This is a genomic window from Mesorhizobium maamorense (genome assembly GCF_044998965.1).
Taxonomy (GTDB): Bacteria; Pseudomonadota; Alphaproteobacteria; order Rhizobiales; family Rhizobiaceae; genus Mesorhizobium.
In genome coordinates this window covers 2253010-2277653 of the sequence record NZ_CP173356.1, presented here as the reverse complement: position 1 = coordinate 2277653, position 24644 = coordinate 2253010, and the positions used below count along the sequence as shown (strand labels likewise).

Here is a 24644-nt window from a genome sequence, read left to right as displayed (position 1 = left end):
GCAACAAATTCAGGCTAACTCAATAGTGACGGTGAGGCTTGCGGGGGCCGAACCCTTCGAAGCGTTTGGCGTTGGTCTTGATGCGGACGCGCTGGGCCTCCTGATGCAGCCCGAATACAGTGGCGATCAGCATGGCGACGGTCATTGCAGTGGCGAGCATGTAGATCAGCATGTGCGTGTTCTCCTGCGCTCTACAACGCTTACATGGGACTTTGGTTTCATCTTCTTAAAGGGGCAAGGTAGTGAACGCTGCGTGAAGCGTTCGTGATCGGCGCATTCATCTGTCGTTCATCCCTGCAAAAAGGTTCAAGGGGATCGCATCAATGAGATTTGCCTTCCGTCCGCGCGCCCGTTAGAAGCACCGGCATGACCGAGCGCATCGCCCTTTATGCCGGCTCCTTCGACCCGTTGACCAACGGCCATCTCGACGTGCTGAAGGCGTCGCTGGCCGTGGCGGACATCGTCTATGCGGCGATCGGTATCCATCCCGGCAAGAAGCCGCTGTTTTCCTTCGAGGAACGGGTCGAACTGATCGAGGCCGCGACCAAGGCCGAATTCGGCCGCGACGGCACACGCATCAAGGTGGTCGCCTTCGACGGGCTGGTCATCGATGCGGCCAGGAAACAGGGGGCCTCAATCATGATCCGCGGCCTGCGCGACGGCACCGATCTCGACTACGAGATGCAGATGGCCGGCATGAACGAAACGATGGCGCCTGAGCTGCAAACGGTTTTTCTGCCCGCCAGCCCCTCGGTCAGAACCATTACCGCCACACTTGTCCGCCAGATTGCCTCGATGGCCGGCGACATCCGCCCTTTCGTGCCGGCCGCGGTCGCCGGTGCGCTCACCGCTAAATTCGCAAAATAGGTTTCTCGGAGAAGACCATGCAGCTGAAAAAGCTCGCCTCGTTCCTCGTCGTGCTTGCCGGTCTCGTGACCGCATCGGCCTCGGCCTATGCCGCCGACCCGGAAAACACCATGATCATAACGTTGAAGGACGGCGACGTGACCATCGCGCTGCGTCCCGATCTCGCGCCCAAGCATGTCGCGCAGATCAAGAAGCTGGTGCGTGAGCATGCCTATGACAACGTCGCCTTCCACCGCGTCATCGACGGCTTCATGGCGCAGACAGGCGACGTCAAATTCGGCAACATGAACAAGGGCTTCAACGCCCAGGCTGTCGGCACCGGCGGCTCCGACCTGCCGGACCTGCCGGCGGAATTCTCGCAGACCGAGCACTACAAGCGCGGCGTGGTCGGCATGGCACGCTCGCAGGATCCGAACTCCGCAAATTCGCAATTCTTTATCATGTTTGCGCCGGCGCCGCCGCTCGACGGCCAGTACACGATCGTGGGTAATGTCGTCAGCGGCATGGAACTGGTGGACCACATCAAGAAGGGCGACGAGGCCGACAACGGCACGGTCACGGATCCCGACCGGATGATCAAGGTGCGCATCGCCGCCGACAAATAGTTCTGTTTTTTGAAAAGGATATCAGACATGGCCGACATCAAGGATCGCGAAAACGCGCTCATCATGGAAACGACCAAGGGCAAGGTCGTCATCGAAATGCTTCCCGACCTGGCGCCCGGCCATGTCGCCCGCATCAAGGAACTGGCCCGCGAAGGTGCCTATGACGGCGTGGTCTTCCACCGCGTCATCGAGGGCTTCATGGCGCAGACCGGCGACGTCAAGTTCGGCAATTCGAGCAAGCCCTCTTTCGCGCCTTCTCGCGCTGGCATGGGCGGTTCCGACAAGCCGGATCTCAAGGCCGAATTCTCCAATGCCAACCACGGCCGCGGCACCTGCTCGATGGCGCGCTCGCAGAATCCGAACTCGGCCAATTCGCAGTTCTTCATCTGCTTCGACGATGCAGCCTTCCTCAATCGCCAGTACACGGTCTGGGGCCAGGTCATCGAAGGCATGGACAATGTCGACAAGATCAAGCGCGGCGAGCCCGTGCAGGATCCCGACAAGATCGTGTCGCTGAAGGTCGCGGCCGACGTCAAGTAAGGCGACAGGACAATGATGGGCGTCGTCTGGTCGCTTCTCGGCATCTTGTCCGGCGCCTTCATTGCCATTCAGGCGCCGATCAATTCGCAGTTGGCGCGCGGCCTGGGGCTCCCGGTCGCGGCTGCCGCGTTTTCGTTCCTGTCGGGCGCCATCGTGCTCGGCATCATTGCCGTCGCGGTGGTGAGGCTGCAAGGCATCTCGCTCGACTGGAAGGCGCCCGCGCCGTGGCTGTTCATCGCCGGCGGCATGCTGGGCGGCTTCTACGTCACACTGTCCACCATCCTGACGCCACGCATCGGCGCCGCCGCGCTGATGGCGTTCCTGGTGGCGGGCCAGTTGCTGGCGGGCATGCTGATCGACCGCGTCGGATTCCTCGGCGTCGCGGTTCGCGAAATCTCGCTCGGCCGCGTGGCCGGCGCGGTGCTGCTTCTGGCCGGGGCGTTGCTTATCAGGCTCTTCTGATGCGTGTCGATCTGTTCGATTTCGACCTTCCGGAAGAGCGTATCGCGCTTCGCCCGGCAGAGCCGCGAGACAGCGCAAAGATGCTGGTGGTCAGGCCGGGCGAGGGGTTTTCGGACCGGGCGGTCCGCGAGCTGCCTTCCCTGCTCCAGGCTGGCGACGTGCTGGTCTTCAACGACACCAAGGTCATCCCGGCGCAACTCAAAGGTATCAGGCGGCGCGGCGAGGCGGCGGCGCAGGTCGAAGCCACATTGCACATGCGGATGGCGCCGGACCGTTGGCTGGCTTTCATGCGGCCGGGCAAGCGCGTTGCCGTCGGCGACCGCATCCATTTCGGCCATGACGGCAATTCATGCTTCCTCGGCCAGCTTGACGCCACGGTGATCGAAAAGGGCGAGGCGGGCGAGGCGCTGCTCGGCTTCGACCTGTCGGGCCCTTTCCTCGACGAGGCGCTGCATGCGGTCGGCCACATCCCACTGCCGCCCTATATCGCCTCGAAGCGCGACGACGACGAGCGCGACCGGGCCGACTACCAGACCATCTATGCCCGGGAGGAAGGCGCCGTCGCAGCACCCACGGCGGGCCTACATTTCACGCCGGAGCTGTTTGCCGCGCTCGACGCCAAGAGCATCGAGCGCCGCTTCGTCACGCTCCATGTCGGCGCCGGCACGTTCCTGCCGGTGAAGGCGGACGACACCGCCGACCACAAGATGCATGCGGAGATCGGCTCGGTCAGCGAGGCAACTGCCGACGCATTGAATGCGGCAAAGGCGAGGGGCGGGCGCGTCATTGCCGTCGGTACGACCTCGCTGCGCCTGCTGGAAAGCGCCGCGCGAGAGGATGGCGTGCTGGCTGCATGGTCCGGCCCGACCGACATCTTCATCACGCCCGGCTACCGTTTTCGCACCGCCGACATGCTGATGACCAATTTCCATCTGCCGCGTTCGACGTTGTTCATGCTGGTTTCGGCCTTCAGCTGCCTCGAGACGATGCGCGCCGCCTATGCGCATGCCATTGAGCACGATTACAGATTCTACTCCTACGGAGATGCAAGCCTGCTGTATCGAGCGGAGATGAGCGATGGACGATGACCTCGACAGGCTGGACCGCGACAGTTTGATCGCCGAAGTCAAAAAATTGCGCGCCGGCATTCGCCAGCATCGCGATGCATCGGGGCATGATCTTTGCTGGCATCATCCCGATTTGTGGGACCTGCTGCCCGAGAAGATCGATCCGGCAATCGCCGTGCCGCCCTGGCCAAAATTCATGCGCGGCTGCATCCAGTATCGCCAGTCGCTGGACGAACAGGCTCCGGGCACACCGGCACACGACAAGGAATTCAATGGCTGAGACGTTCACCTTCAAGGTGCTGGCGACCGAAGGCAAGGCGCGGCGCGGCTTGATCAGCATGCCGCGCGGCGAAATCCGCACGCCCGCCTTCATGCCGGTCGGCACCGGCGGCACGGTCAAGACGATGTACATGGATCAGGTGCGCGGCGTCGGCGCCGATATCATCCTGGGCAATACCTACCATCTGATGCTGCGGCCCGGCGCCGAACGCGTGGCGAAGCTTGGCGGCCTGCACGAATTCGCCCGCTGGCCGCATCCAATCCTGACCGACAGCGGTGGCTTCCAGGTGATGTCGCTGTCGAAGCTTCGGAAATTAACCGAGAAGGGCGTCACCTTCCGCTCCCATATCGATGGCGCACCCTATGAAATGTCGCCGGAGCGTTCGATCGAGATCCAGGGCCTGCTCGATTCAGACATCCAGATGCAACTCGACGAATGCACGGCGCTGCCGGCTGCGCTCAAGGAAATCGAGCGCGCCATGGAATTGTCGCTGCGCTGGGCCGAGCGCTGCAAGACGGCGTTCGGCGACCAGCCCGGGAAGGCGATGTTCGGCATCGTGCAAGGCGGCGACAATGCGGATTTGCGCGTGCGTTCTGCGCAAGCGCTGAGCGCGATGGATCTGAAAGGCTATGCGGTTGGCGGTCTTGCCGTCGGTGAACCGCAGGCGGTCATGCTCGACATGCTCGACATCACCTGCCCGGAACTGCCTGATGACAAACCCCGCTATCTCATGGGGGTCGGCACGCCGGACGACATCTTGAAATCGGTGGCGCGCGGCATCGACATGTTCGACTGCGTGATGCCGACGCGGGCCGGCCGGCATGGGCTTGCCTATACAAGGCGCGGCAAGGTCAATCTGCGCAACGCCCGCCATGCCGACGATCCGCGACCCCTCGATGAGGAAAGCGACTGCCCGGCGGCACGCGATTATTCCCGCGCCTATCTGCACCATCTCGTGCGCTCGCAAGAGGCACTCGGTGCGATGCTTCTGACCTGGAACAATCTGTCCTATTATCAGAAGCTGATGCAGGACATACGCGCGGCGATAGAGACCGGCACTTTCGAGGCACGCGCTGCCGAAATTACCGAGGGCTGGGCGAGGGGCGATATCCCGGCGCTGTAACGGTTCAGGTGCTCAGCGAATTCGACGCGCGCAGGCTGCAGCCGGTGATTTGGAACTTGCCGTCGGGCTGTCGCTCCAACGTGTAGACAGCTTCATAGTCCTTGCCGTCAGGGCCGACGATCAGCACCTGCTGGATGATCGAGGTCGGACCCGTCTCCTCGACCTTGCCGAACGAGTAGCTCCGTGGGTTGCGCACCGGCGCGTAGCCGTTGGTCACCATGTTCATGAAGGTGTCGACGGTCGGGAAGATCCGCTTCACGTTCGGTGCGGCGAAGCTGTAGGCGGTGACGCCGTCGTCGGCGAGGAACGCTTTCAGCTGGCCGTCAATGGCCGCTTGCGCCGCCTTGATCTCAGCCTCGCCGGCAAACGCCGACAAGGGCAGGAGGAGAGGAAGGAATGCGAATGCGAAAAGCGTGCGGCGCATAGCCTGTTTCCCTTGTCTTTCGAGAACTTGCCTTTCGAAAAATCCTGCCCGTGCAGGCATCCTAACATACGATTGGTGGCGCTTCAGGGTTTCACCGGCGGCGAATATTCAGTGTTGTCGCGCGACGAAGTCCAGGCAGCCTTGGCGGAATTGCGGGAGGCGTGGCCAACGCTCGAACGGGCTAAGTACCGTTCCAGCGCTTGAAAGCCCGCCTCCAGTCTGCCAGAAGGGCCGCTTGGATTGGACGTTTAGCAGGGCGGAGCCATGAAGGCGTTTTTCGTGCAGATCAAATGCGAACTGGGCAAGTCGTATGAGGTTGCCAGCGCGCTCGCCGATGCCGAGATCGCCTCGGAAATCTACTCCACTGCCGGCAATTACGATCTGCTCGCCAAGTTCTATGTCGACGACGAGGAGGATGTCGGCCACTTCGTCAACGAGAAGGTGCAGATTCTCCCCGGCATCAAGGACACGTTCACCGTCGTCACTTTTCGCGCCTTCTAGCGTCGGAACCCGTTGCCCGGGCATGAGGCAAAGCCTGACCAAGCTCATATTTCAGCTGCCTCAATTTTAGGCAGGGGCGACATACTGATCGTCCGCATCCCTCAAATCACCGATTGCGCTTGATTTTCTCCGGCGGCGCCAGTGAAATGGCGTCACAGGGGAGTATGCGATTGGCAGCGTTCGATGAAATGCTTCCGGAGGTCTCCGGACTTAGAAGACCGTATTCGGCTTACGATCGCTGGCTGAAAGAGCAGGACCCGGCCAGGCTTACCGAGAAAATGCAGGACGCCGAACGCGTCTTCCGCAAGACCGGCATCACCTTCGCCGTCTATGGCGAGCAGGAAGCCTCCGAGCGGCTTATCCCCTTCGACATCGTTCCGCGCATCATTTCTGGCAATGAGTGGCGCCGCCTCACGCAAGGCATCGAGCAGCGCGTGCAGGCGCTGAACGCCTTTCTCGACGATATCTACCACCGCCAGGAAATCCTGCGGGCCGGACGCGTTCCCCGTGACCTGATCGCCAGGAACGAAGCCTTCCTGCCCGAGATGATCGGGGTCAGGCCGCCCGCCGGCGTCTACACCCACATCATCGGCGTCGACATCGTGCGCATCAGCGAAAACGAGTTCTACGTGCTGGAGGACAATGCGCGCACCCCATCGGGCGTTTCCTACATGCTGGAAAACCGCGAGACGATGATGCAGCTCTTCCCCGAGCTGTTCCAACAGATCAAGGTGCGGCCGGTGGAGAACTATCCGCAGCTTTTGCGCCAGTCGCTGGCGGCGGTGCGGCCGCAGAACGCCAAGGGCACGCCGACCATCGCCGTGCTGACGCCCGGCAGCTACAACTCCGCCTATTTCGAACATGCCTTCCTGGCCGATCAGATGGGGGTGCAACTGGTCGAGGGGCAGGATTTGCGCGTGGTGGACGGTCATGTCGCGATGCGCACGACCGAAGGCTACAAGCAGATCGACGTGCTCTATCGCCGGGTGGACGATGCCTTCCTCGATCCGCTGACTTTCCGGCCGGACTCCGCGCTCGGCGTGCCTGGCATCATGGATGTCTACCGGGCCGGCAACATCACGATCGCCAATGCGCCGGGAACCGGTATCGCCGACGACAAGGCGATCTATTCCTACATGCCCGAGATCGTCGAATTCTACACCGGCCGCAAGGCGATCCTCGGCAATATTCCGACCTGGCGCTGTTCGGAGCCGGACAGCCTGAAATATGTACTCGAACACATCGATGAGCTGGTGATCAAGGAAGTGCACGGTTCAGGCGGCTATGGCATGCTGGTCGGACCGGCGGCGACCAAGAACGAATGCCAGGATTTCGCCAAGAAGCTGCAGGCCAAGCCGTCCAATTACATCGCCCAGCCGACGTTGGCGCTCTCGACCTGTCCGATCCTGACCGAAAAGGGCCTGTCGCCGCGCCATGTCGATCTGAGACCCTATGTGCTGGTCTCCGACCGCATCCAGATCGTGCCGGGCGGGCTAACGCGCGTCGCGCTTAAGGAGGGCTCTCTGGTGGTCAATTCCTCGCAAGGCGGCGGCACGAAGGATACCTGGGTGCTGGATGATTGAGATGAGTAGTCAGTAGGCAGTAGGCAGTAGGCAGTAGGCAGTAGGCAGTAGGCAGTAGTTGGTATCAGAGGGGACAGAACAATGCCGTATCCAATCGAAACTCGAACATTCCCTACTCGCTACTCACTATTCCCTACTCACTAGCCCGAAGGGCCACTCCATGCTTCTCGGCCGTACCGCCAACGGGCTCTACTGGATGAACCGCTATATCGAGCGTGCGGAAAACATGGCGCGCCTGGTCGATGCGGGCCTGCGCATGGCGCTGACGCGCACGCAGAGCGCGTCGGAAGAGTGGAATTCGGTGCTGCTCAGCGCCGGCTCCGACGTCGCCTACACGCAGAAGTATCAGGACTATACGGCGGCCGATGTAGCCGACTTCCTGTTGCGCGACACGTCGAACCCGTCGAGCACGATGTCGTCGATCGAGACGGCACGCCACAATGCCCGCATGGTGCGCACCGCGCTGACGCGCGAGACCTGGGAAAGCATCAACGAGGCTTGGATGGCGCTGAAACGCATGCTGGCAAGGCGGATCGACGAGCGTGACCTGCCAAACGTGCTCGATGCGATCAAGCGCGAAACGGCACTGATCCGCGGCTCGTTCTACGGCACCATGCTGCGCAACGAGATCTTCGATTTCTCGCAGCTCGGCACCTATGTCGAGCGCGCCGACAATACGGCGCGTATCCTCGACGTGAAGTACTACGTGCTCTTGCCGTCGATCTCCTGGGTCGGCTCGACGCTCGACAATTACCAGTGGGAATCGATCCTGCGCTCGGTATCGGCGCACCGTTCCTACCGCTGGGTCTACGACGCCGACTACAAGCCGACCAACATCGCCGACTACCTGATCCTCAATGTGCGCATGCCGCGATCGCTGACCTTCTGCTATCGCTTCCTGGCCGAGCACCTGAAGTTTCTCGGCGACGACTATGGCGAGCGCCATGCCTGCCATGCGACGGCGGAAAAAACCCAGGCCATGCTGCGGGCAGGCTCGATCAAGGATATTTTCGACGCCGGCCTGCATGAATTCCTTGCCGGCTTCATTCGCGACAACACCAGGCTCGGCGACGAGATCGCGCAGGATTACAGGTTCTATTGAGGAGGCCATGCGGCTCAAGATCACCCATCGGACCGAATACCGTTACGACGCACCGGTGCAGTACCTGCTGCAGCGGCTGCGGCTGCTTCCGGTGAGCGGGCGCACGCAGACCGTGCTGTCCTGGGCCCTGAAGGTAGAAGGCGCGCGCGAGGAAGTGCGATTTGCCGACCACTACGGCAATGACACCCGATTGTTGAGCGTCGAGGGTGAGCGTGATTTCATTACGGTCGAGGCGTCAGGCGAGGTGGTGACGCGCGATACATCGGGGGTTTGTGGGCCGCATCAGGGGTTCGCGCCGCTCTGGCTGTTCGCACAGGAGACGCCTTTGACCATGATCGGCGATGGCATTCGCGCACTCGCCGAGACAGTCGGCAAGGGCACCGATATCGAAAGACTGCACCGTCTGATGGCTATCATCTCCGAGCGGGTCGCCTATGCGCCGGGCACCACCAATGCGACGACCCCGGCTGAAGAGGCCCTCGCGCTGAAAAGCGGGGTCTGCCAGGATCATAGCCATATCTTTGCCGCCACCGCCCGCGCCATGGGTTTCCCGGCACGCTATGTCAGCGGCTATCTGATGATGGACGCTGCCATCGAGCAGGCGGCAAGCCATGCCTGGGCCGAAGCGCATGTTCAGGGCCTCGGCTGGGTTGCCTTCGACCCCTCCAACGGTATCTCTCCTGATGAGCGCTATGTGAGAGTGGCGACGGGGCGCGACTATCGCGATGCGTCGCCGGTTTCGGGGATTTTGCTGGGACAGGCGCAAGAGCGGCTTGCCGTCACCGTCACGGTGGAGCAGTAATCACCCGATGCATGTCGTCCAAAACGCCACCTTGGTTTGGGGTGACGATATGCATGAAAACAAAGACTAAGCGCGTCAAATGGATCCGTTCCGACGCGACGCGGTTTTTAGGGTTCGCTGCCGGAAGAGTAAACCATGACCTATTGCGTCGGCCTCAAGATCGATCGCGGGCTCGTGTTCATGTCGGACACGCGCACCAATGCCGGCATGGACTCGATCTCCATCTTCAAGAAGATGCATGTCTGGGAAGACCCCGGTGAGCGCGTCATCGTGCTGATGTCGGCCGGCAATCTGGCGACGACGCAAGCCGTGATCAGCGTGCTTGACGAGCGCACCAAGGCGGTTGGCGACCGGCACGCGGCAGTGCTCGAAACGCCGTCGATGTACCAGACGGTGCGGCTGGTCGGCGAAACCGTCAAGGACGTCATCGCCCATTCCTCGCCCGCCGGCGACAAGGCCGATTCCTACTTCAACGCCTCCTTCATCCTGGGCGGCCAGATAAAGGGCAGCGCCCCGCGCCTGTTCATGATCTATCCCGAGGGCAATTTCATCGAATCGACGGATGACACGCCCTTTTTCCAGATCGGCGAGACCAAATACGGCAAGCCGATCATCATCCGCGCCTATGAGCGGTCTATGAGTCTCGCGGAGACCGTGAAGCTGCTTCTGGTGTCGTTCGATTCCACGCTGAAGTCGAACCTGTCGGTCGGGCTGCCGCTGGATCTGCTTTTCCTGGAAAAGGATGCCTTCCAGGTCGGGTTGGAGAAACGGATCGGTCATGACGACCCGTACTACCGCACGATCTCCGAGGGATGGTCGAGCGCCTTGAAGACGGCGTTTGCCAGTCTGCCGGATTTTCCGGGATAAGGACGCGCCGGATTTCTCCGCTGGTTGCAAACGTTTAACAGTCGTTTTTGAAAACCGGGCGAAGGGCGCCGGTGAAGCGATCATGTCGGGAGGACAGGATGAACAGTGACGATTTCCGGCAATGGTCGCGGCGGGCCGCCGACTGGGGCGCCGACTACCGTGAAACGCTGCGCCAGCGCCCGGTGCGGCCGCTGGTCGAGCCCGGCGACATATTCAGGAGCATAGAAGCGTCGCCGCCCGAAGACGCGGAGCCGATGGACAGGATCTTCGCCGATTTCGAGGAGAAGATCGTGCCGGGCATGACGCATTGGCAGCATCCCCGCTTCTTCGCCTATTTTCCGGCCAACGCGGCACCAGTTTCTGTGGTGGCTGAGTATCTGGTCTCTGCGATGGCCGCGCAGTGCATGCTGTGGCAGACGTCGCCGGCGGCGACGGAGCTCGAAACGAGGACTGTCGATTGGATGCGCCAGGCACTCGGCCTGCCGGAAGGTTTTTCTGGCGTCATCCAGGATTCTGCCTCCTCGGCGACGCTGGCGGCGGTGCTGACGATGCGCGAACGCGCGCTCGACTGGCAAGGCAACAAAAGGGGCCTGACGGGGCAGGCGCGGTTGCGCATCTATTCGTCGGATCAGGTGCATACTTCGATCGACCGGGCGATCTGGGTGGCCGGCATCGGTGAGGACAATCTCGTGCGCATTCCGGTCGCCGGCCGCTTTCGCGCCATGGACATAGCGGCCCTCGAGGCGGCGATCGTCGCTGACAAGAAGGCAGGCTTGCTGCCCGCGGGTATCATCGCCTGCGTCGGTGGCACCAGCACCGGTGGCACCGACGAGATCGCCGGCGTCGCCGCGATCGCCAAACGCCACGGGGCCCATCTTCACGTGGATGCCGCCTGGGCGGGATCGGCGATGATCTGCCCGGAATACCGGCATTTCTGGGCCGGTGTGGAGCAGGCGGATTCTATCGTCTTCAACCCGCATAAATGGCTGGGCGCGCAGTTCGACTGCTCGATCCAGTTCCTGCGCGACCCCGAAAGCCATGTCAGGACGCTCGCCATCAAGCCGGATTATCTGAAGACGCACGGTCATGACGGCATCATCAACTATTCCGAATGGTCGGTGCCGCTCGGCCGCCGCTTCCGCGCGCTGAAACTGTGGTTCCTGCTGCGTGCCTATGGACTGGAAGGCCTGCGCACGATGATCCGCAACCACGTCGCCTGGAGCGAAGGCCTGGCAGCGCGCCTGGCCGACGAGCCGGATTTCGAGATCGTCACCGAGCCGATGCTGTCGCTGTTTTCGTTCCGGCACAAGGCGGAGGGAGCCGATGCCGACGAGCACAATCTCCGGCTTGTCAATGCGATCAATGATGACGGACGCATCTACCTGACACAGACCAGGGTGAACGGGCGCGTCGCCATCCGCTTCCAGGTCGGCCAGTTCGAGGCGACCGCGGCGGATGTCGATTCGGCTTTTGCCGCCATCACCGAAATCGCGCGCGGATTAACCTGAGGCTGCTGAGTCGGAACTGCGACCAAGTTTGCCTTTGCTATCATGCGGTTTCCATTAGCCGGCTTACGCCTTTTCATTGCTTTCGTTTTCGTCTATGATCAAGAAAAACGAAAGCAAAAGGTCTTCAGATGTATCTGTCGCCGCGCCATGCCGAAATCGTCCAAATGGCCAAGGATCACGGCCGCGTTCTGGTCGACGATCTGGCCACCCACTTCAACGTCACGCCGCAGACCATCCGCAAGGACCTCAACGATCTTTGCGACCAGCGGTTGCTGTCGCGCATCCATGGCGGCGCCTTGTTTCCTTCCGGCATCGAGAACATGGAATACGAAGCCAGGCGCAAGATCGCCGCCGAGGAGAAGGAGGCGATCGGCAGCGCGGCCGCCAGGCTGATTCCGGACAACGCCTCGTTGTTCATCAATATCGGCACCACGACGGAGTCGGTCAGCAAGGCGCTGCTGGATCACAGCGGCCTCATGGTCATCACCAATAACATCAATGTTGCCAACAGGATGCGCATCTATCCTTCGATCGAGGTGGTGATCGCGGGCGGGGTGGTTCGCGGCTCGGATGGCGGCGTCGTCGGCGAGGCGGCGGTGGATTTCATCAGGCAGTTCAAAGTCGACTACGCCGTCATCGGCGCCTCGGCGATCGACCATGACGGCGCCTTGCTCGATTTCGATTTCCGCGAGGTCAAGGTCGCGCAAGCCATTATCGCCAATGCCAGGCACGTCATCCTGGTCTCCGACCGGACCAAATTCGAGCGCACGGCACCGGTTCGCATCGGCCATCTGTCGCAGGTCAACACCTTCATCACCGACCGCTGCGATATCCCCTCGGTGCGCAAGATCTGCCAGGAGGCCGAGGTTCAACTGATCGAAACCTCGCTCGATTGAGGACGTTGCAGCGCTTTCACGAGCTTGTGATATTTCGTTTGACATTCGTTATGAGTTCGAAATAATTCCGCCACGGTTTCGCAAAAGAGCCAAATGGTGCAATGCGAAATCGCTGGAGGAATTGGTGGACGCATCTTCGATCCGTGACATTTTCGTCATAGGCGGTGGCATCAATGGCTGCGGCATTGCCCGTGATGCCGCCGGCCGCGGGTTTTCGGTATTTCTGGCCGAGATGGACGATCTCGCCAGCGGAACCTCCTCAGGCTCGACCAAGCTGATCCATGGTGGCCTGCGTTATCTCGAATTCTACGAATTCCGCCTGGTGCGCGAAGCGCTGATGGAACGGGAGGTACTGTGGAAGAACGCGCCGCACATCATCTGGCCGATGCGCTTCGTGCTGCCCTATGCCAAGGGCCTGCGTCCGGCCTGGCTGATCAGGCTCGGCCTTTTCCTTTACGATCATATTGGCGGGCGCAAATTGCTGCCGGCGACCAGGACCCTGGACATGGCCACCGACCCTGCCGGCAAGCCATTGAAACCATTGTTCAAGAAGGCCTTCGAATATTCCGACGGCTGGGTCAACGATGCGCGGCTGGTGACGCTGAACGCGCGTGACGCCGCCGACCGGGGCGCGACCATCCGCACCCGCACCAAGGTGGTCGGGGCGCGCCGCGAAGGCGGGCTGTGGACGATCAGGATCGAAAATCTGCGGACCGGCGAGACCGAAGAGGTCAAGGCGCGGCTGCTGGTCAATGCCGCCGGCCCCTGGGTCGATCATGTGCTTTCCGGCGTCGTCGGCCTCAACGATGTGCACAATGTCCGTCTCGTGCAGGGCAGTCACATCGTCATCGCGAAGAAATTCGACGATCCACGCGCCTATTTCTTCCAGAACAAGGATGGCCGCATCATCTTCGCCATTCCTTACGAGGACGAGTTCACGCTGATCGGCACCACCGACCAGGACTACCCCGGCGATCCGCACGACGTGAAGATCAGCGACACCGAGATCGACTATCTCTGCGCGGCGGCAAGCGAGTATTTCGCCCAACCCGTCAAGCGCTCGGATATCGTCTGGACCTATTCGGCCGTGCGTCCGCTCTATGACGATGGCGCTTCCAAGGCGCAGGAGGCGACACGCGACTATGTGCTGAAGGCCGATGGCGGCGAGGGCACAGCCCCGATCGTCAACACGTTCGGCGGCAAGATCACCACTTATCGCCGGCTGTCGGAATCTATGCTGGAGAAGATCGAAGGCTTTCTCGGCAGGCGCGGCAAGCCGTGGACGGCAAATGCGCCGCTGCCGGGCGGCGATTTCGCGGCGACCGGTTTTGATGCGCAAGTGGCGAGGCTGAAGAGCGCCTATCCCTTTCTCGACCAGCGTTTGGCACGTCGGCTCACGCGGCTCTACGGCACGCGCGCGCAGATGTTGCTTGGCCTTGCCAAATCGAATGCCGATCTCGGCCGCAATTTCGGCGCCGACCTTTACGAGGCCGAGGTGCGCTACCTCGTCGAGAACGAATGGGCCGTCACATCGCAAGATGTGCTGTGGCGCCGGACCAAGCGCGGCCTGCATTTCAGCCGCGAGCAGACGGCGGCGTTGGATGAATTCATGCGCGGCATAAGCCGCCGCCACGTCGCGGCCGCGGAATGAAGGGCTGCTGATGCACACGGCCTGGGAGGAGGCATCATGCTGGAACTGAGGAACGTCACCAAGACGGTCGGCGCGGTGGAGCATATCCGCGACGTGTCGCTGACGCTCCAGCATGGCTCGCTGAACGTGCTGCTCGGGCCGACGCTGTCCGGCAAGACCAGCCTGATGCGGCTGATGGCCGGCCTCGACGCGCCGACTTCCGGCTCGGTCTGGTTCGACGGCAAGGACGTCACCGGACAGCCTGTTCAAAAGCGCAAGATCGCCATGGTCTACCAGCAGTTCATCAACTACCCCGCGATGAGCGTCTACGAAAACATCGCTTCGCCATTGCGGGTAGCGGGCGTCGAGAAGGCCAGGATCGACAGTCAGGTGCGGGAAGCCGCTGCCCTGCTCAAGCTGACGCCCTATTTGGACCGCACGCCGCTCAGCCTGTCCGGTGGCCAGCAACAGCGCACCGCACTGGCGCGCGCCATCGTCAAGAATGCAAGCCTGGTGCTGCTCGATGAGCCGCTCGCCAATCTCGACTACAAGCTGCGCGAGGAATTGCGCGCAGAACTGCCGAGGATCTTCGCCGCCGCCGGTACCATCTTCGTCTATGCCACGACCGAACCGCACGAGGCGCTGCTGCTCGGCGGCAATACGGCGACGCTGTCGCAAGGCCGCATCACCCAGTTCGGCCCGACCATCGAGGTGTTCCGCAAACCGGTCGACCTGGTGACGGCCAGGACCTTCGCCGATCCGCCGCTCAACACGATCGTGCTGGCCAAGAACGGGCCCGATTTCCTCCTGGAGGGCGGCGTCAAGCTGCCGGTGCCGCCGGAACTTGTCGGCATTGCCGACGGCAATTACACGATCGGCTTCCAGCCGCACCATCTGTCGCTCGAGCGGCCGGATGCGAGTGCCGTGCCGGTGCGGGCAAAGGTCACCATCACCGAGATCACCGGCTCGGAAAGTTTCATCCATCTTGATTTCGCCGACGCGCGCTGGGTGATGCTGACCCATGGCATCCGCGATTTCGAGACCGACGAAGTGGTCGAAGTGTTCATCGACCCGCGTCACATCATGGTTTTCGACCAACACGGCGTCGCCGTGGCCGCGGCAAAGCTGGCGGCCTGAGGAGAAAACGATGGCGCGCATCGACGTCAACCATGTCAGGCACTCATATCTGCCGAACCCGCGTACCGATGCGGATTTCGCACTGCGGGAGGTGCACCACACTTTCGAGGACGGTGGCGCCTATGCGCTGCTAGGCCCATCCGGCTGCGGCAAGACCACGCTGCTCAACATCATTTCCGGCCTGCTCCACCCCTCGCACGGCCAATTGCTGTTCAACGGCAGGGATGTCACGAGACTGTCGACGCAGGAGCGCAACATCGCGCAGGTGTTCCAGTTCCCGGTCATCTACGACACGATGACCGTCTACGACAACCTAGCTTTCCCGCTGCGCAACCGCGGCGTTCCGGAGGCCGACGTCGACCGCAAGGTGCGCGAGACGCTCGACATGATCGACCTGGCAGACTGGGCCAGGAAGAAGGCGAGGGGCCTGACCGCCGACCAGAAGCAGAAGATCTCGCTCGGCCGCGGACTGGTGCGCTCGGATGTCAATGCGATCCTGTTCGACGAGCCGCTGACCGTCATCGACCCGCACATGAAGTGGGTGCTGCGCTCGCAGTTGAAGCAGCTTCACCGCCGCTTCGGCTACACCATGGTCTATGTTACGCACGACCAGACAGAGGCGCTGACCTTCGCCGACCAGGTGGTGGTCATGTATGATGGCGGTATCGTGCAGATCGGCACGCCGGCCGAGCTGTTCGAGCGGCCGCGCCACACCTTCGTCGGCTACTTCATCGGCTCGCCCGGCATGAACGTCATGCCGGTAGCGATCGATGGCAAGACAGCGACGCTTGGTTCCCAGCGCATCCAATTGCCAGGCGCGCCGAAGGCCGGAAGCGGCGTCGTCGAACTCGGCATCCGTCCTGAATATGTCAGGCTCGGCCGCGATGGCATGGCCGTCCACGTCAGCAAGGTCGAGGATGTGGGCCGCCACAAGGTCGTGCGCGCCAGTCTGGAAGGCCGCGAGATCGCCGCCGTCATCGGCGAGGACGAAACCGTTCCCGCCGATCCAAAAGTGCGGTTCGACCCAGCCGGCATCAACATCTATGCCGATTCCTGGCGTGTCGAGATGGGGGCGTAAATGGAAAAGCCCTGGAACAACAAGGCCTGGTTCCTCGTGCTGCCGATGCTCGTGCTGGTGGCGTTCTCGGCCGTTATCCCGCTGATGACCGTCGTCAACTACTCGGTACAGGACACGTTCGGCAATAACGTCTTCTTCTGGGCGGGGACCGAATGGTTCGAGGAGTTGCTGCATTCCGATCGCTTCTGGGAAGCCATGGTGCGCAACCTGATCTTCTCCTTCATCATCCTGGCGATCGAAGTGCCGCTCGGCATCTTCATTGCCCTCAACATGCCCAAAAAGGGCTGGGGCGTGCCGGTCTGCCTGGTGCTGATGGCGCTGCCGCTCTTGATCCCGTGGAATGTCGTCGGCACGATCTGGCAGGTGTTCGGCCGCAACGATATCGGCCTGCTCGGCTATTACGTCAACGCGCTCGGCATCGACTACAATTACGTGCAGGATCCGTTCGACGCCTGGGTCACCGTCATCATCATGGACGTCTGGCACTGGACCAGCCTCGTCGTGCTGCTCTGCTATGCCGGCCTGGTCTCGATCCCCGACGCCTTCTACCAGGCGGCCAAGATCGATGGCGCCTCGCGCTGGGCGGTGTTCCGCTACATCCAGTTGCCGAAGATGAAGCGCGTGCTTCTGATCGCGGTGCTGCTGCGTTTCATGGACAGTTTCATGATCTACACCGAGCCCTTCGTCGTCACCGGCGGCGGTCCGGGCAATTCGACGACCTTCCTGTCGATCGACCTCGTCAAGACCGCGCTCGGACAGTTCGACCTCGGTCCGGCGGCGGCGATGTCGCTGGTCTACTTCCTGATCATCCTGTTGTTGTCGTGGGTGTTCTACACCGTGATGACCAACTACGACGCGGAACGCTGATATGGCCGGCGCCAACGAACGTACCGAGCGCAACCTGGTGAACGGGACCGCCGCTTCGGAAAGACTCGCCAGTTCGCTGTCGCAGAGCGAGCTGGACAGGCGCATGCGCCGCCGTGGCGAGGAATCGCGCTGGTGGTGGATCGTGCCGACGCTCTACATCATCGTCCTGCTGCTGCCGATCTACTGGCTCATCAATATGAGCTTCAAGACCAATGCGGAGATCGTCAATTCGCTGACGCTCTATCCGCATGCGCCGACGCTGCGCAACTACACCATCATCTTCACCGATGCGTCGTGGTATTCGGGCTACATCAATTCGATCACCTATGTGGTGATGAACATGATGATCTCGGTCGCCGTGGCGCTGCCGGCGGCCTATGCCTTTTCGCGCTACCGGTTCCTCGGTGACAAGCATCTGTTCTTCTGGTTGTTGACCAACCGCATGGCGCCGCCGGCGGTATTCGCGCTGCCGTTCTTCCAGCTTTATTCGGCATTCGGCCTCATCGATACGCATATCGCGGTGGCGCTGGCGCACTGCCTGTTCAACGTGCCGCTGGCGGTGTGGATCCTTGAGGGCTTCATGTCCGGGGTGCCGAAGGAGATCGACGAAACGGCCTACATAGACGGCTATTCGTTTCCGCGTTTCTTCGTGAAGATATTCATGCCGCTGATCGCCAGCGGCATCGGCGTCGCCTGCTTCTTCTGCTTCATGTTCTCGTGGGTGGAACTGCTCATCGCCCGCACGCTGACCACCACCGATGCCAAGCCGATCGCCGCTACCATGACCCGCACCGTGTCGGCGTCGGGAATGGACTGGGGCCTGCTCGCAGCCGCCGGCGTGCTGACGCTGATCCCCGGGGCGCTCGTCATCTGGTTCGTCCGCAACTACATCGCCAAGGGCTTCGCCCTGGGGAGGGTGTGACCATGAACCTCGACTTCTCCTGGATGGCGTGGACCTGGCCGACGGCCGCCTTCTTCGCCGTCATAGCGCTGCTGCTGGTCGGCATGGGTGTCTGGGAATATGCCTCGCCCGGCGGCGATCCGCGCATCGGCGTGCTGCGTTTCAAGACGACGCGCGGCGATCGTCTCTTCGTTTCGCTGCTTGGCAGCGCCTTCATCCATCTCGCTTGGCTGGGTCTTGTCGGACCCAGCCTGTGGTGGGCTCTCGCTCTCTCCGTGGTCTACGCCATCGGCGTCTTCCGCTACGTATAGAGGGGGGAACTGTTGGAGCGGCCGCTTGTTGGCGGCCTCTCCAGATCGCACTTGAAGTCTTTTCAAACGTGGAGGAAACACAATGCGACGGCAATTATTGACATCTACGACCGCCCTTGTCCTCTTGCTCGGCGTGGGCAACGCCTATGCCGGCATGGACGAGGCAAAAGCCTTTCTTGACAAGGAGATAGGCGATCTGTCGACGCTTTCGCGCGCCGATCAGGAAAAGGAAATGCAGTGGTTCGTCGACGCCGCCAAGCCGTTCGCCGGCATGGATATCAAGGTCGTGTCGGAAACGCTGACGACGCATCAATACGAGTCGCAGGTTCTGGCTCCGGCCTTCACCGCCATCACCGGCATCAAGGTCACGCATGACGTCATCCAGGAAGGCGACGTCGTTGAAAAGATCCAGACCCAGATGCAGACCGGCCAGAACCTCTATGACGGCTGGGTCAACGATTCCGACCTGATCGGCACCCACTGGCGTTACCAGCAGGTGCGCAATTTGACCGACTGGATGGCGGGCGAAGGCAAGGATGTCACCAATCCGAACCTCGACGTGAAGGATTTCATCGGCACCTCCTTCACCACCGCTCCGGACAAGAAGCTCTATCAGCTTCCCGACCAGCAGTTCGCCAACCTCTACTGGTTCCGCTACGACTGGTTCAACGACGAGAAGAACAAGGCCGACTTCAAGGCCAAGTACGGCTACGATCTCGGCGTTCCCGTCAACTGGTCGGCCTATGAGGACATTGCCGAGTTCTTCACCGGCCGCGACGTCGACGGCAAGAAGGTCTACGGCCATATGGACTATGGGAAGAAGGACCCGTCGCTCGGCTGGCGCTTCACCGATGCCTGGCTGTCGATGGCCGGCAATGGGGACAAGGGTATCCCGAACGGCCTGCCGGTCGACGAATGGGGCATCAAGGTCAACGAGAAATCGCAGCCGGTCGGCTCCTGCACGGCGCGGGGCGGCGACACCAACGGCCCGGCCGCTGTCTACTCGATCCAGAAATATCTCGATTGGCTGAAGGCCTACGCACCGCAGGAAGCGCAGGGCATGACCTTCTCGGAATCCGGTCCGGTTCCCGCGCAGGGCAATGTTGCCCAGCAGATCTTCTGGTACACGGCCTTCACCGCCGACATGGTCAAGCCCGGCCTGCCCGTCATGAACGACGACGGCACGCCGAAATGGCGCATGGCTCCGTCGCCGCACGGTGTCTACTGGAAGGACGGCATGAAGCTCGGCTACCAGGATGTCGGTTCGTGGACGCTGATGAAGTCGACCCCGACCGACCGTGCCAAGGCCGCCTGGCTCTACGCCCAGTTCGTCACCTCGAAGACGGTGGACGTGAAGAAGAGCCATGTCGGCCTCACCTTCATCCGCGACTCCACCATTCACGACAAGAGCTTTACGGAGCGCGCGCCGAAGCTCGGCGGCCTGATCGAGTTCTATCGCTCGCCGGCCCGCGTGCAATGGTCGCCGACCGGCACCAACGTGCCGGACTATCCGAAGCTGGCACAGCTGTGGTGGCAGGCGATCGGCGATGCCTCGTCGGGCGCAAAGAGTGCGCAGGAAGCGATGGATTCGCTTTGCGCCGAGCAGGAGAAGGTCATGGGCCGCATCGAGAGGTCCGGCGTCCAGGGCGATATCGGGCCGAAGCTCGCCGAGGAACATGATCTCGCCTACTGGAATGCCGACGCGGTCAAGGCCGGCAATCTCGCTCCTCAGCTCAAGATCGAGAACGAGAAGGAGAAGCCCCAGACCATCAACTATGACGAGCTGGTCAAGAGCTGGCAGAAGTAGGACTGACCTATGCGGGCGTTCGCGCCCGTGTAAAATTCAGGGAGGCGGCACGTTGCCGTCTCCCTTCTTTGTGTCGTGACGGAGGAAGTGCGAATGAATGGCTTTGTCCTGGCAATCGACCAAGGCACGACATCGAGCCGGTCGATTCTGTTCGACGGCGACATGAAAGTCGTCGGCAGCAGCCAGCAAGAATTCACCCAGCACTATCCTGCTTCCGGCTGGGTCGAGCATGACCCGGAAGATATCTGGGCCAGCGTCGTGGCGACCGTGAAGGGCGCATTGAAGAATGCCGGGCGGGAGGCATCGGACGTCGCCGCACTCGGCATCACCAACCAGCGCGAGACCGTCGTTATCTGGGACAGGACGACCGGCAAGCCGATCCACAACGCCATCGTCTGGCAGGACCGGCGCACCGCGCCGCTATGCCGGAAGCTGAAGAAGCAGGGATTGGAAAAGACCTTCACCAGGAAGACCGGCCTGCTGCTCGATCCGTATTTCTCCGGCACGAAGATAGCCTGGATGCTGGACAAGGTAAAAGGCGCCAGGAGACGCGCCGAGAAAGGCGAATTGCTGGCCGGCACCATCGACAGTTTCCTGATCTGGCGCCTGACCGGCGGCAGGGTGCATGCCACCGACGCCACAAACGCCTCCCGCACGCTAGTCTACAACATCGAGAAGAATGCCTGGGACGACGAGCTGCTGGCCATCCTGAACATTCCGGCAAGGATGCTCCCCGAGGTGAAGGACTGCGCCGATGATTTTGGAATCACGCAGAAAAATCTCTTTGGCGCCGAGATAAGGATCCTCGGCGTTGCCGGCGATCAGCATGCCGCGACCATCGGCCAGGCCTGTTTCGAGCCCGGCATGATGAAATCGACCTACGGCACCGGCTGTTTCGCGCTGCTCAACACCGGCGCCGATCTGGTGCGCTCGAAGAACCGGCTGTTGACCACGATTGCCTATCGGCTGAACGGCAAGACCACCTATGCGCTGGAAGGATCGATCTTCATCGCCGGCGCCGCCGTGCAGTGGTTGCGCGACGGCATCAAGGTGATCGGCAAGGCCGAACAGAGCGGCAAGCTGGCGGCCGAGGCCGATCCGACCCAGGACGTGTATCTGGTGCCGGCCTTTGTCGGGCTCGGCGCGCCCCACTGGGATGCCGAGGCGCGGGGCGCGATCTTTGGCCTGACCCGCAATTCGGGGCCGGCGGAGTTGCCCGCGCCGCGCTCGAATCCGTGGCCTACCAGACGCGCGACCTGCTCGATGCCATGCGCAAGGATTGGAAAGGTACGGCGGCCAAGACGGTGCTTCGGGTCGACGGCGGCATGGTGGCGTCCGACTGGACCATGCAACGGCTGGCCGACATTCTCGACGCCCCGGTCGACCGTCCGACCATTCTTGAGACGACCGCGCTTGGTGCCGCCTGGCTCGCCGGCTCGAAGGCGGGCGTGTGGCCTAAGGCGCGGGAGTTCGCCAAGACATGGGCGCTCGACCGCCGCTTCAGACCAGACATGGAGCCTGCGGCGCGCTCGGCCAAGCTGGCGGGGTGGCGCGATGCTGTTCGCAGGACGCTGAGCGTGTCATAATCAACAGTCAGATTGGGCGAGGGGGAAATGAAGCCAAACTGGTACTCTGCTTGGCGCGCCGAGGCTATCAAACAACTGAAGGCCAAGAATAAGCGCTTGGAGGAAGAATTCCGCATCGGCCACTGGTCGCGCTATGACTTGAGCAACGGAAAGCTCTTGTTTTCCAAGGACGGGGCGATCGAGGTGATCACCGAAATCCAGATCGCCGGTTCCACGAATGCCAAGGCACAGAACTGGCTCTGGGCGTGGGCAAATTCAAATCTGCCCGATAGTCTTCTTAGAGATGCAAAGCTGGTTCGGTTCTTCGGCGAGAAGAACGGCATTGACGAACTGGCTCAGGCTTACGTGATAGATGCGGGCAATCAGCTGGAAGTGCTGGGTTGGGAATTGACCGCCGTCATGGTTCGAATTTGCGATGCCGTCGGAGCGTACCGATCACCCCGTGGTGAAGGTGGCGGGCTTTATTATATGGTCAAGACCATCAATTGGGCCAGCTGATCACAGTCTACCTGTTGACCGCTCTCGCACCACAGAAAGCCCGCGCCATTTCCGGCACGGGCTTTGACTTTCTATCCCTCTGACGAACACTGGCGCACATCAGTACGGTGAAATGCACTGCTGGCGCGGGCCGTTATACGGCTGGAACGTGTTGTCGGATGCGCGGTACGAACGGTAACGGTCATAGCACCACTGCACGTGCGAATTGCCTTCATAGACGCGGTTCCGGTTGTTGGCGATCGCGCCGGTTATCAGCGCGCCAGTGGCGAAAGCAGCAAGCGGGAACCAGAAATCGCCGTGACGGCGATAGCCCGGGCGATATTCACGGTAGCCGCGATGGCCGTTCCAGTAGGCTCCGCGGTTGTCGCGGTAGAAGTTGCGGTTGCCGCGAAACTCGCCGCGGAAGTTACGGCGCCGCTCCCAGGGCCTGTACTGCACGGTCTGGATATCGGACGAGACCGATGCAGGCTGCGGTACATAGGCCGGTGCGGCTTCGACCGGCATGGCAGCCGCCACTGCGAAGGAAGCTGACAGTGTGGTCGCCAGCAAACCCGACAGGACTTTGTTCATGATCTTCTCCTTGAGAGGTTGACGTCCCTTGTGGCGGAGGAAACGGGCACGCTCGCGAATTGTTCCTGGAAAAAAAGGCAAGTTGCTGATTTGTAATGTTTCTCCGGTTTGGGATCGATGGAGGCCACAGGGTCTTTTGCCTGCCTGGCAAAGGTTCGGCATGTCCTTGCGGAAACGGCCGGCCGGGAGAGCCGGCACGGCGGGAACGCATGGCTTGGTGGCCCGTTTTTTCCGGTTGACCGGTCGAGGCACTCTCCCTATGTTCCGCGCAATTTCGAGGGCGCCGTTTCCAGCCCACGGGAGCGCGTAGCTCAGCCGGTAGAGCAACTGACTTTTAATCAGTAGGTCATGGGTTCGAATCCCATCGCGCTCACCACTCAGTCCCGTGTACGGCCCGGAGACATAGGTAACAGAATGTACCTAAGACATGGGTGACAACCTCGTGCCGAACGGGTTGTCGATGGTCTGCAAGGTCCTCTGTTCCAAGTCGATATATCCCAGATCATAGTGCATGAAGGAGACGAGCCAAATGCCGTCGTCGACTTCGCTGATGCCGAGCCTTTGGCCGGCGAGCACGGTGGAGATGTTTATCTTCTTCCTGTGCATGCAGATGCGGCCGCAGGCGGTGACGAGAATGTCCTTGTCATGGAAGGGATATTCCAGCCCGGGGAGGCCTTGATAGGCTCTTGAAGAGCCTCTGTAGAGCTCGGCTGGCACCTTCATGCCGATGGCCTCGTGGGGCCTCTCGTCATTGAATTCGCTCATGAAAGCATCGAACCTGGCCTGCTGCTGGAGGGTGTTCATGCCCGGCGGCCGGGTCGTTTCGGCCTTGAGCGTGCGGTGCATGCGCTCATGGCGAGCGTTCTCGTGCGGGTTGCCAGGCCGGATGCGCTCGATGGCGATGCCGAGCCTCAGCCAGAACACCGACAGCCTCGATAGATTGTAGAGGCCGTTGAGGCTTGCGAAGGGAAGGCCATTGTCGCTTCTAATCGCTTCCGGCAGGCCGCGTTCCTTGAAGAGCCGAACGAAAGCCTCGATGACTGGAACCTCCTTTGTCGCTTCAAGGGCTTCGCAGGCCAGCAGATAGCGTGAAGCCTGGTCGGTGACGGTCAGGGGGTAACAGTAGCGGCCGTTGCCGAGCTTGAACTCGCCCTTGAAATCGGCGCACCAGAGATCGTTGGGCCGCATCGCCTGTGACAGTTGCGTGCCCGCGGCCTTGTTCGCCCGGTTCCTCTTGCGGGCCTGGCTCACAAGGCCGTGGCGGTCGAGCACGGCATGAACTGTGCTCTTGGCCGGAATGCGCACGTCGCCGGCCAGTTTCCTGATCAGCAACTCCCTGATCTTCCTGGCGCCCCAGTGCGGCTTCTCTTGCTTGTTTTCCACAATCATCCGCTCGATCTGGACCGGCAGTTGGTTGGCATAGCGCACCGGCCGCCGAGAGCGGTCCGTCAGTGCCTCAAGGCCCTCATCCTTGTAGCGATTGAAGATCTTGTAGCCCGTCTTGCGCGAGATGCCGAACTCCCGGCACACATCGCTCATGCCTTCCCCGTCCAGAAGACGGGCCACGAAGCGTAGACGTTCCTCCATCACCGAACACTCTCTCCACGGCATCAACACCTCCGGCCAAAAGCC

The 24644-nt window shown here is 61.6% G+C and carries 26 protein-coding genes, 1 tRNA gene and 1 pseudogene; 24 read left to right on the top strand and 4 right to left on the bottom strand.

Annotated features, from left to right (window positions below):
• Nucleotides 1-19 precede the first annotated feature (19 nt).
• Complete coding sequence (locus tag ACIU1A_RS11795; RefSeq protein WP_140498827.1) at nt 20-172, bottom strand: hypothetical protein; 153 nt, start codon at nt 170-172, stop codon at nt 20-22.
• Nucleotides 173-366: 194 nt separating this feature from the next.
• Here ACIU1A_RS11795 and coaD point away from each other — a divergent pair, with 194 nt between their 5' ends.
• The 7 genes from coaD to tgt all read left to right on the top strand — a co-directional run bounded on the left by coaD (nt 367) and on the right by tgt (nt 4944).
• Entirely contained in the window at nt 367-867 is a 501-nt protein-coding gene (gene coaD, locus ACIU1A_RS11790) for a pantetheine-phosphate adenylyltransferase (protein WP_404927352.1), read from the top strand.
• Nucleotides 868-977: 110 nt separating this feature from the next.
• Nucleotides 978-1472 (top strand): peptidylprolyl isomerase, encoded by a 495-nt coding sequence (locus tag ACIU1A_RS11785; protein WP_224518951.1) that lies wholly within the window; start codon nt 978-980, stop codon nt 1470-1472.
• A gap of 27 nt (nt 1473-1499) precedes the next feature.
• Nucleotides 1500-2012 carry a peptidylprolyl isomerase gene (locus tag ACIU1A_RS11780; protein ID WP_140525351.1) on the top strand — a complete coding sequence of 171 codons (513 nt, stop codon included), beginning with the start codon at nt 1500-1502 and terminating at the stop codon, nt 2010-2012.
• Nucleotides 2013-2024: 12 nt separating this feature from the next.
• Entirely contained in the window at nt 2025-2474 is a 450-nt protein-coding gene (locus tag ACIU1A_RS11775) for a DMT family transporter (RefSeq protein WP_140515312.1), read from the top strand.
• A complete protein-coding gene (gene queA / locus ACIU1A_RS11770; RefSeq protein ID WP_404927351.1) occupies nt 2474-3562 on the top strand; it encodes a tRNA preQ1(34) S-adenosylmethionine ribosyltransferase-isomerase QueA in 1089 nt (362 codons plus the stop codon). The genes ACIU1A_RS11775 and queA overlap by 1 nt, the downstream gene beginning before the upstream one ends.
• On the top strand, nt 3552-3821 hold the full coding sequence (locus tag ACIU1A_RS11765; protein ID WP_404927350.1) for a hypothetical protein: 270 nt from the start codon (nt 3552-3554) through the stop codon (nt 3819-3821). The genes queA and ACIU1A_RS11765 overlap by 11 nt, the downstream gene beginning before the upstream one ends.
• A complete protein-coding gene (tgt, locus tag ACIU1A_RS11760; RefSeq protein WP_404927349.1) occupies nt 3814-4944 on the top strand; it encodes a tRNA guanosine(34) transglycosylase Tgt in 1131 nt (376 codons plus the stop codon). Before ACIU1A_RS11765 ends, tgt begins: the two co-directional genes overlap by 8 nt.
• Nucleotides 4945-4948: 4 nt before the next feature.
• Here tgt and ACIU1A_RS11755 read toward each other — a convergent pair whose 3' ends face one another.
• On the bottom strand, nt 4949-5368 hold the full coding sequence (locus tag ACIU1A_RS11755; protein WP_404927348.1) for a DUF4864 domain-containing protein: 420 nt from the start codon (nt 5366-5368) through the stop codon (nt 4949-4951).
• Between the two features lie 264 nt (nt 5369-5632).
• Between ACIU1A_RS11755 and ACIU1A_RS11750 the strand changes: the two genes are divergently transcribed.
• From ACIU1A_RS11750 to ACIU1A_RS11675, 16 genes and pseudogenes are all read left to right on the top strand, one after another.
• Nucleotides 5633-5869 (top strand): Lrp/AsnC family transcriptional regulator, encoded by a 237-nt coding sequence (locus ACIU1A_RS11750; RefSeq protein ID WP_010909609.1) that lies wholly within the window; start codon nt 5633-5635, stop codon nt 5867-5869.
• 170 nt (nt 5870-6039) lie between these two features.
• Complete coding sequence (locus ACIU1A_RS11745; protein ID WP_181165357.1) at nt 6040-7452, top strand: circularly permuted type 2 ATP-grasp protein; 1413 nt, start codon at nt 6040-6042, stop codon at nt 7450-7452.
• Between the two features lie 160 nt (nt 7453-7612).
• Nucleotides 7613-8554 carry an alpha-E domain-containing protein gene (locus ACIU1A_RS11740; protein WP_404927347.1) on the top strand — a complete coding sequence of 314 codons (942 nt, stop codon included), beginning with the start codon at nt 7613-7615 and terminating at the stop codon, nt 8552-8554.
• A 7-nt stretch (nt 8555-8561) separates the two neighbouring features.
• Nucleotides 8562-9356, top strand: coding sequence for a transglutaminase domain-containing protein (locus tag ACIU1A_RS11735; protein ID WP_404927346.1), 795 nt, complete (start codon nt 8562-8564; stop codon nt 9354-9356).
• 135 nt (nt 9357-9491) lie between these two features.
• On the top strand, nt 9492-10223 hold the full coding sequence (locus ACIU1A_RS11730; protein WP_404927345.1) for a peptidase: 732 nt from the start codon (nt 9492-9494) through the stop codon (nt 10221-10223).
• A gap of 98 nt (nt 10224-10321) precedes the next feature.
• A complete protein-coding gene (locus ACIU1A_RS11725) occupies nt 10322-11731 on the top strand; it encodes a pyridoxal phosphate-dependent decarboxylase family protein (protein WP_404927344.1) in 1410 nt (469 codons plus the stop codon).
• A gap of 128 nt (nt 11732-11859) precedes the next feature.
• A complete protein-coding gene (locus tag ACIU1A_RS11720; protein ID WP_140515319.1) occupies nt 11860-12627 on the top strand; it encodes a DeoR/GlpR family DNA-binding transcription regulator in 768 nt (255 codons plus the stop codon).
• A gap of 124 nt (nt 12628-12751) precedes the next feature.
• On the top strand, nt 12752-14278 hold the full coding sequence (gene glpD, locus ACIU1A_RS11715) for a glycerol-3-phosphate dehydrogenase (RefSeq protein ID WP_140498798.1): 1527 nt from the start codon (nt 12752-12754) through the stop codon (nt 14276-14278).
• 36 nt (nt 14279-14314) lie between these two features.
• A complete protein-coding gene (locus tag ACIU1A_RS11710) occupies nt 14315-15394 on the top strand; it encodes an ABC transporter ATP-binding protein (RefSeq protein WP_140625088.1) in 1080 nt (359 codons plus the stop codon).
• A gap of 10 nt (nt 15395-15404) precedes the next feature.
• Nucleotides 15405-16472, top strand: a complete 1068-nt coding sequence (locus ACIU1A_RS11705; RefSeq protein WP_140498794.1) for an ABC transporter ATP-binding protein — start codon at nt 15405-15407, stop codon at nt 16470-16472.
• Entirely contained in the window at nt 16473-17339 is an 867-nt protein-coding gene (locus ACIU1A_RS11700) for a carbohydrate ABC transporter permease (RefSeq protein WP_140498792.1), read from the top strand.
• A gap of 1 nt (nt 17340) precedes the next feature.
• The gene (locus ACIU1A_RS11695) at nt 17341-18261 is read left to right on the top strand and encodes a carbohydrate ABC transporter permease (RefSeq protein ID WP_404927343.1); all 921 of its coding nucleotides are present in this window, start codon (nt 17341-17343) and stop codon (nt 18259-18261) included.
• Between the two features lie 2 nt (nt 18262-18263).
• Complete coding sequence (locus ACIU1A_RS11690; RefSeq protein ID WP_140498788.1) at nt 18264-18551, top strand: DUF2160 domain-containing protein; 288 nt, start codon at nt 18264-18266, stop codon at nt 18549-18551.
• Nucleotides 18552-18633: 82 nt separating this feature from the next.
• Nucleotides 18634-20358, top strand: coding sequence for an ABC transporter substrate-binding protein (locus ACIU1A_RS11685; protein WP_140498786.1), 1725 nt, complete (start codon nt 18634-18636; stop codon nt 20356-20358).
• A gap of 93 nt (nt 20359-20451) precedes the next feature.
• Nucleotides 20452-21944: pseudogene (gene glpK / locus ACIU1A_RS11680) on the top strand (glycerol kinase GlpK).
• A gap of 27 nt (nt 21945-21971) precedes the next feature.
• Entirely contained in the window at nt 21972-22442 is a 471-nt protein-coding gene (locus tag ACIU1A_RS11675) for a DUF6882 domain-containing protein (RefSeq protein ID WP_404927342.1), read from the top strand.
• Nucleotides 22443-22541: 99 nt separating this feature from the next.
• Here ACIU1A_RS11675 and ACIU1A_RS11670 read toward each other — a convergent pair whose 3' ends face one another.
• Entirely contained in the window at nt 22542-23012 is a 471-nt protein-coding gene (locus tag ACIU1A_RS11670) for a BA14K family protein (protein ID WP_404927341.1), read from the bottom strand.
• 300 nt (nt 23013-23312) lie between these two features.
• On the opposite strand from ACIU1A_RS11670, the gene ACIU1A_RS11665 reads away from it, so the two are divergent.
• Nucleotides 23313-23388: transfer RNA gene (locus ACIU1A_RS11665), tRNA-Lys, on the top strand.
• Between the two features lie 44 nt (nt 23389-23432).
• Here the strand turns inward: ACIU1A_RS11665 and ACIU1A_RS11660 are convergent.
• A complete protein-coding gene (locus ACIU1A_RS11660) occupies nt 23433-24623 on the bottom strand; it encodes a DDE-type integrase/transposase/recombinase (RefSeq protein WP_404927340.1) in 1191 nt (396 codons plus the stop codon).
• Between the last annotated feature and the right edge of the window lie 21 nt (nt 24624-24644).

Coding starts and splice junctions, on each gene's coding strand:
- ACIU1A_RS11795 (WP_140498827.1), bottom strand. CDS start 172: ATGCTGATCTACATGCTCGCCACTGCAATGACCGTCGCCATGCTGATC.
- coaD (WP_404927352.1), top strand. CDS start 367: ATGACCGAGCGCATCGCCCTTTATGCCGGCTCCTTCGACCCGTTGACC.
- ACIU1A_RS11785 (WP_224518951.1), top strand. CDS start 978: ATGATCATAACGTTGAAGGACGGCGACGTGACCATCGCGCTGCGTCCC.
- ACIU1A_RS11780 (WP_140525351.1), top strand. CDS start 1,500: ATGGCCGACATCAAGGATCGCGAAAACGCGCTCATCATGGAAACGACC.
- ACIU1A_RS11775 (WP_140515312.1), top strand. CDS start 2,025: ATGATGGGCGTCGTCTGGTCGCTTCTCGGCATCTTGTCCGGCGCCTTC.
- queA (WP_404927351.1), top strand. CDS start 2,474: ATGCGTGTCGATCTGTTCGATTTCGACCTTCCGGAAGAGCGTATCGCG.
- ACIU1A_RS11765 (WP_404927350.1), top strand. CDS start 3,552: ATGGACGATGACCTCGACAGGCTGGACCGCGACAGTTTGATCGCCGAA.
- tgt (WP_404927349.1), top strand. CDS start 3,814: ATGGCTGAGACGTTCACCTTCAAGGTGCTGGCGACCGAAGGCAAGGCG.
- ACIU1A_RS11755 (WP_404927348.1), bottom strand. CDS start 5,368: ATGCGCCGCACGCTTTTCGCATTCGCATTCCTTCCTCTCCTCCTGCCC.
- ACIU1A_RS11750 (WP_010909609.1), top strand. CDS start 5,633: ATGAAGGCGTTTTTCGTGCAGATCAAATGCGAACTGGGCAAGTCGTAT.
- ACIU1A_RS11740 (WP_404927347.1), top strand. CDS start 7,613: ATGCTTCTCGGCCGTACCGCCAACGGGCTCTACTGGATGAACCGCTAT.
- ACIU1A_RS11735 (WP_404927346.1), top strand. CDS start 8,562: ATGCGGCTCAAGATCACCCATCGGACCGAATACCGTTACGACGCACCG.
- ACIU1A_RS11730 (WP_404927345.1), top strand. CDS start 9,492: ATGACCTATTGCGTCGGCCTCAAGATCGATCGCGGGCTCGTGTTCATG.
- ACIU1A_RS11725 (WP_404927344.1), top strand. CDS start 10,322: ATGAACAGTGACGATTTCCGGCAATGGTCGCGGCGGGCCGCCGACTGG.
- ACIU1A_RS11720 (WP_140515319.1), top strand. CDS start 11,860: ATGTATCTGTCGCCGCGCCATGCCGAAATCGTCCAAATGGCCAAGGAT.
- ACIU1A_RS11710 (WP_140625088.1), top strand. CDS start 14,315: ATGCTGGAACTGAGGAACGTCACCAAGACGGTCGGCGCGGTGGAGCAT.
- ACIU1A_RS11705 (WP_140498794.1), top strand. CDS start 15,405: ATGGCGCGCATCGACGTCAACCATGTCAGGCACTCATATCTGCCGAAC.
- ACIU1A_RS11700 (WP_140498792.1), top strand. CDS start 16,473: ATGGAAAAGCCCTGGAACAACAAGGCCTGGTTCCTCGTGCTGCCGATG.
- ACIU1A_RS11695 (WP_404927343.1), top strand. CDS start 17,341: ATGGCCGGCGCCAACGAACGTACCGAGCGCAACCTGGTGAACGGGACC.
- ACIU1A_RS11690 (WP_140498788.1), top strand. CDS start 18,264: ATGAACCTCGACTTCTCCTGGATGGCGTGGACCTGGCCGACGGCCGCC.
- ACIU1A_RS11685 (WP_140498786.1), top strand. CDS start 18,634: ATGCGACGGCAATTATTGACATCTACGACCGCCCTTGTCCTCTTGCTC.
- ACIU1A_RS11675 (WP_404927342.1), top strand. CDS start 21,972: ATGAAGCCAAACTGGTACTCTGCTTGGCGCGCCGAGGCTATCAAACAA.
- ACIU1A_RS11670 (WP_404927341.1), bottom strand. CDS start 23,012: ATGAACAAAGTCCTGTCGGGTTTGCTGGCGACCACACTGTCAGCTTCC.
- ACIU1A_RS11660 (WP_404927340.1), bottom strand. CDS start 24,623: ATGCCGTGGAGAGAGTGTTCGGTGATGGAGGAACGTCTACGCTTCGTG.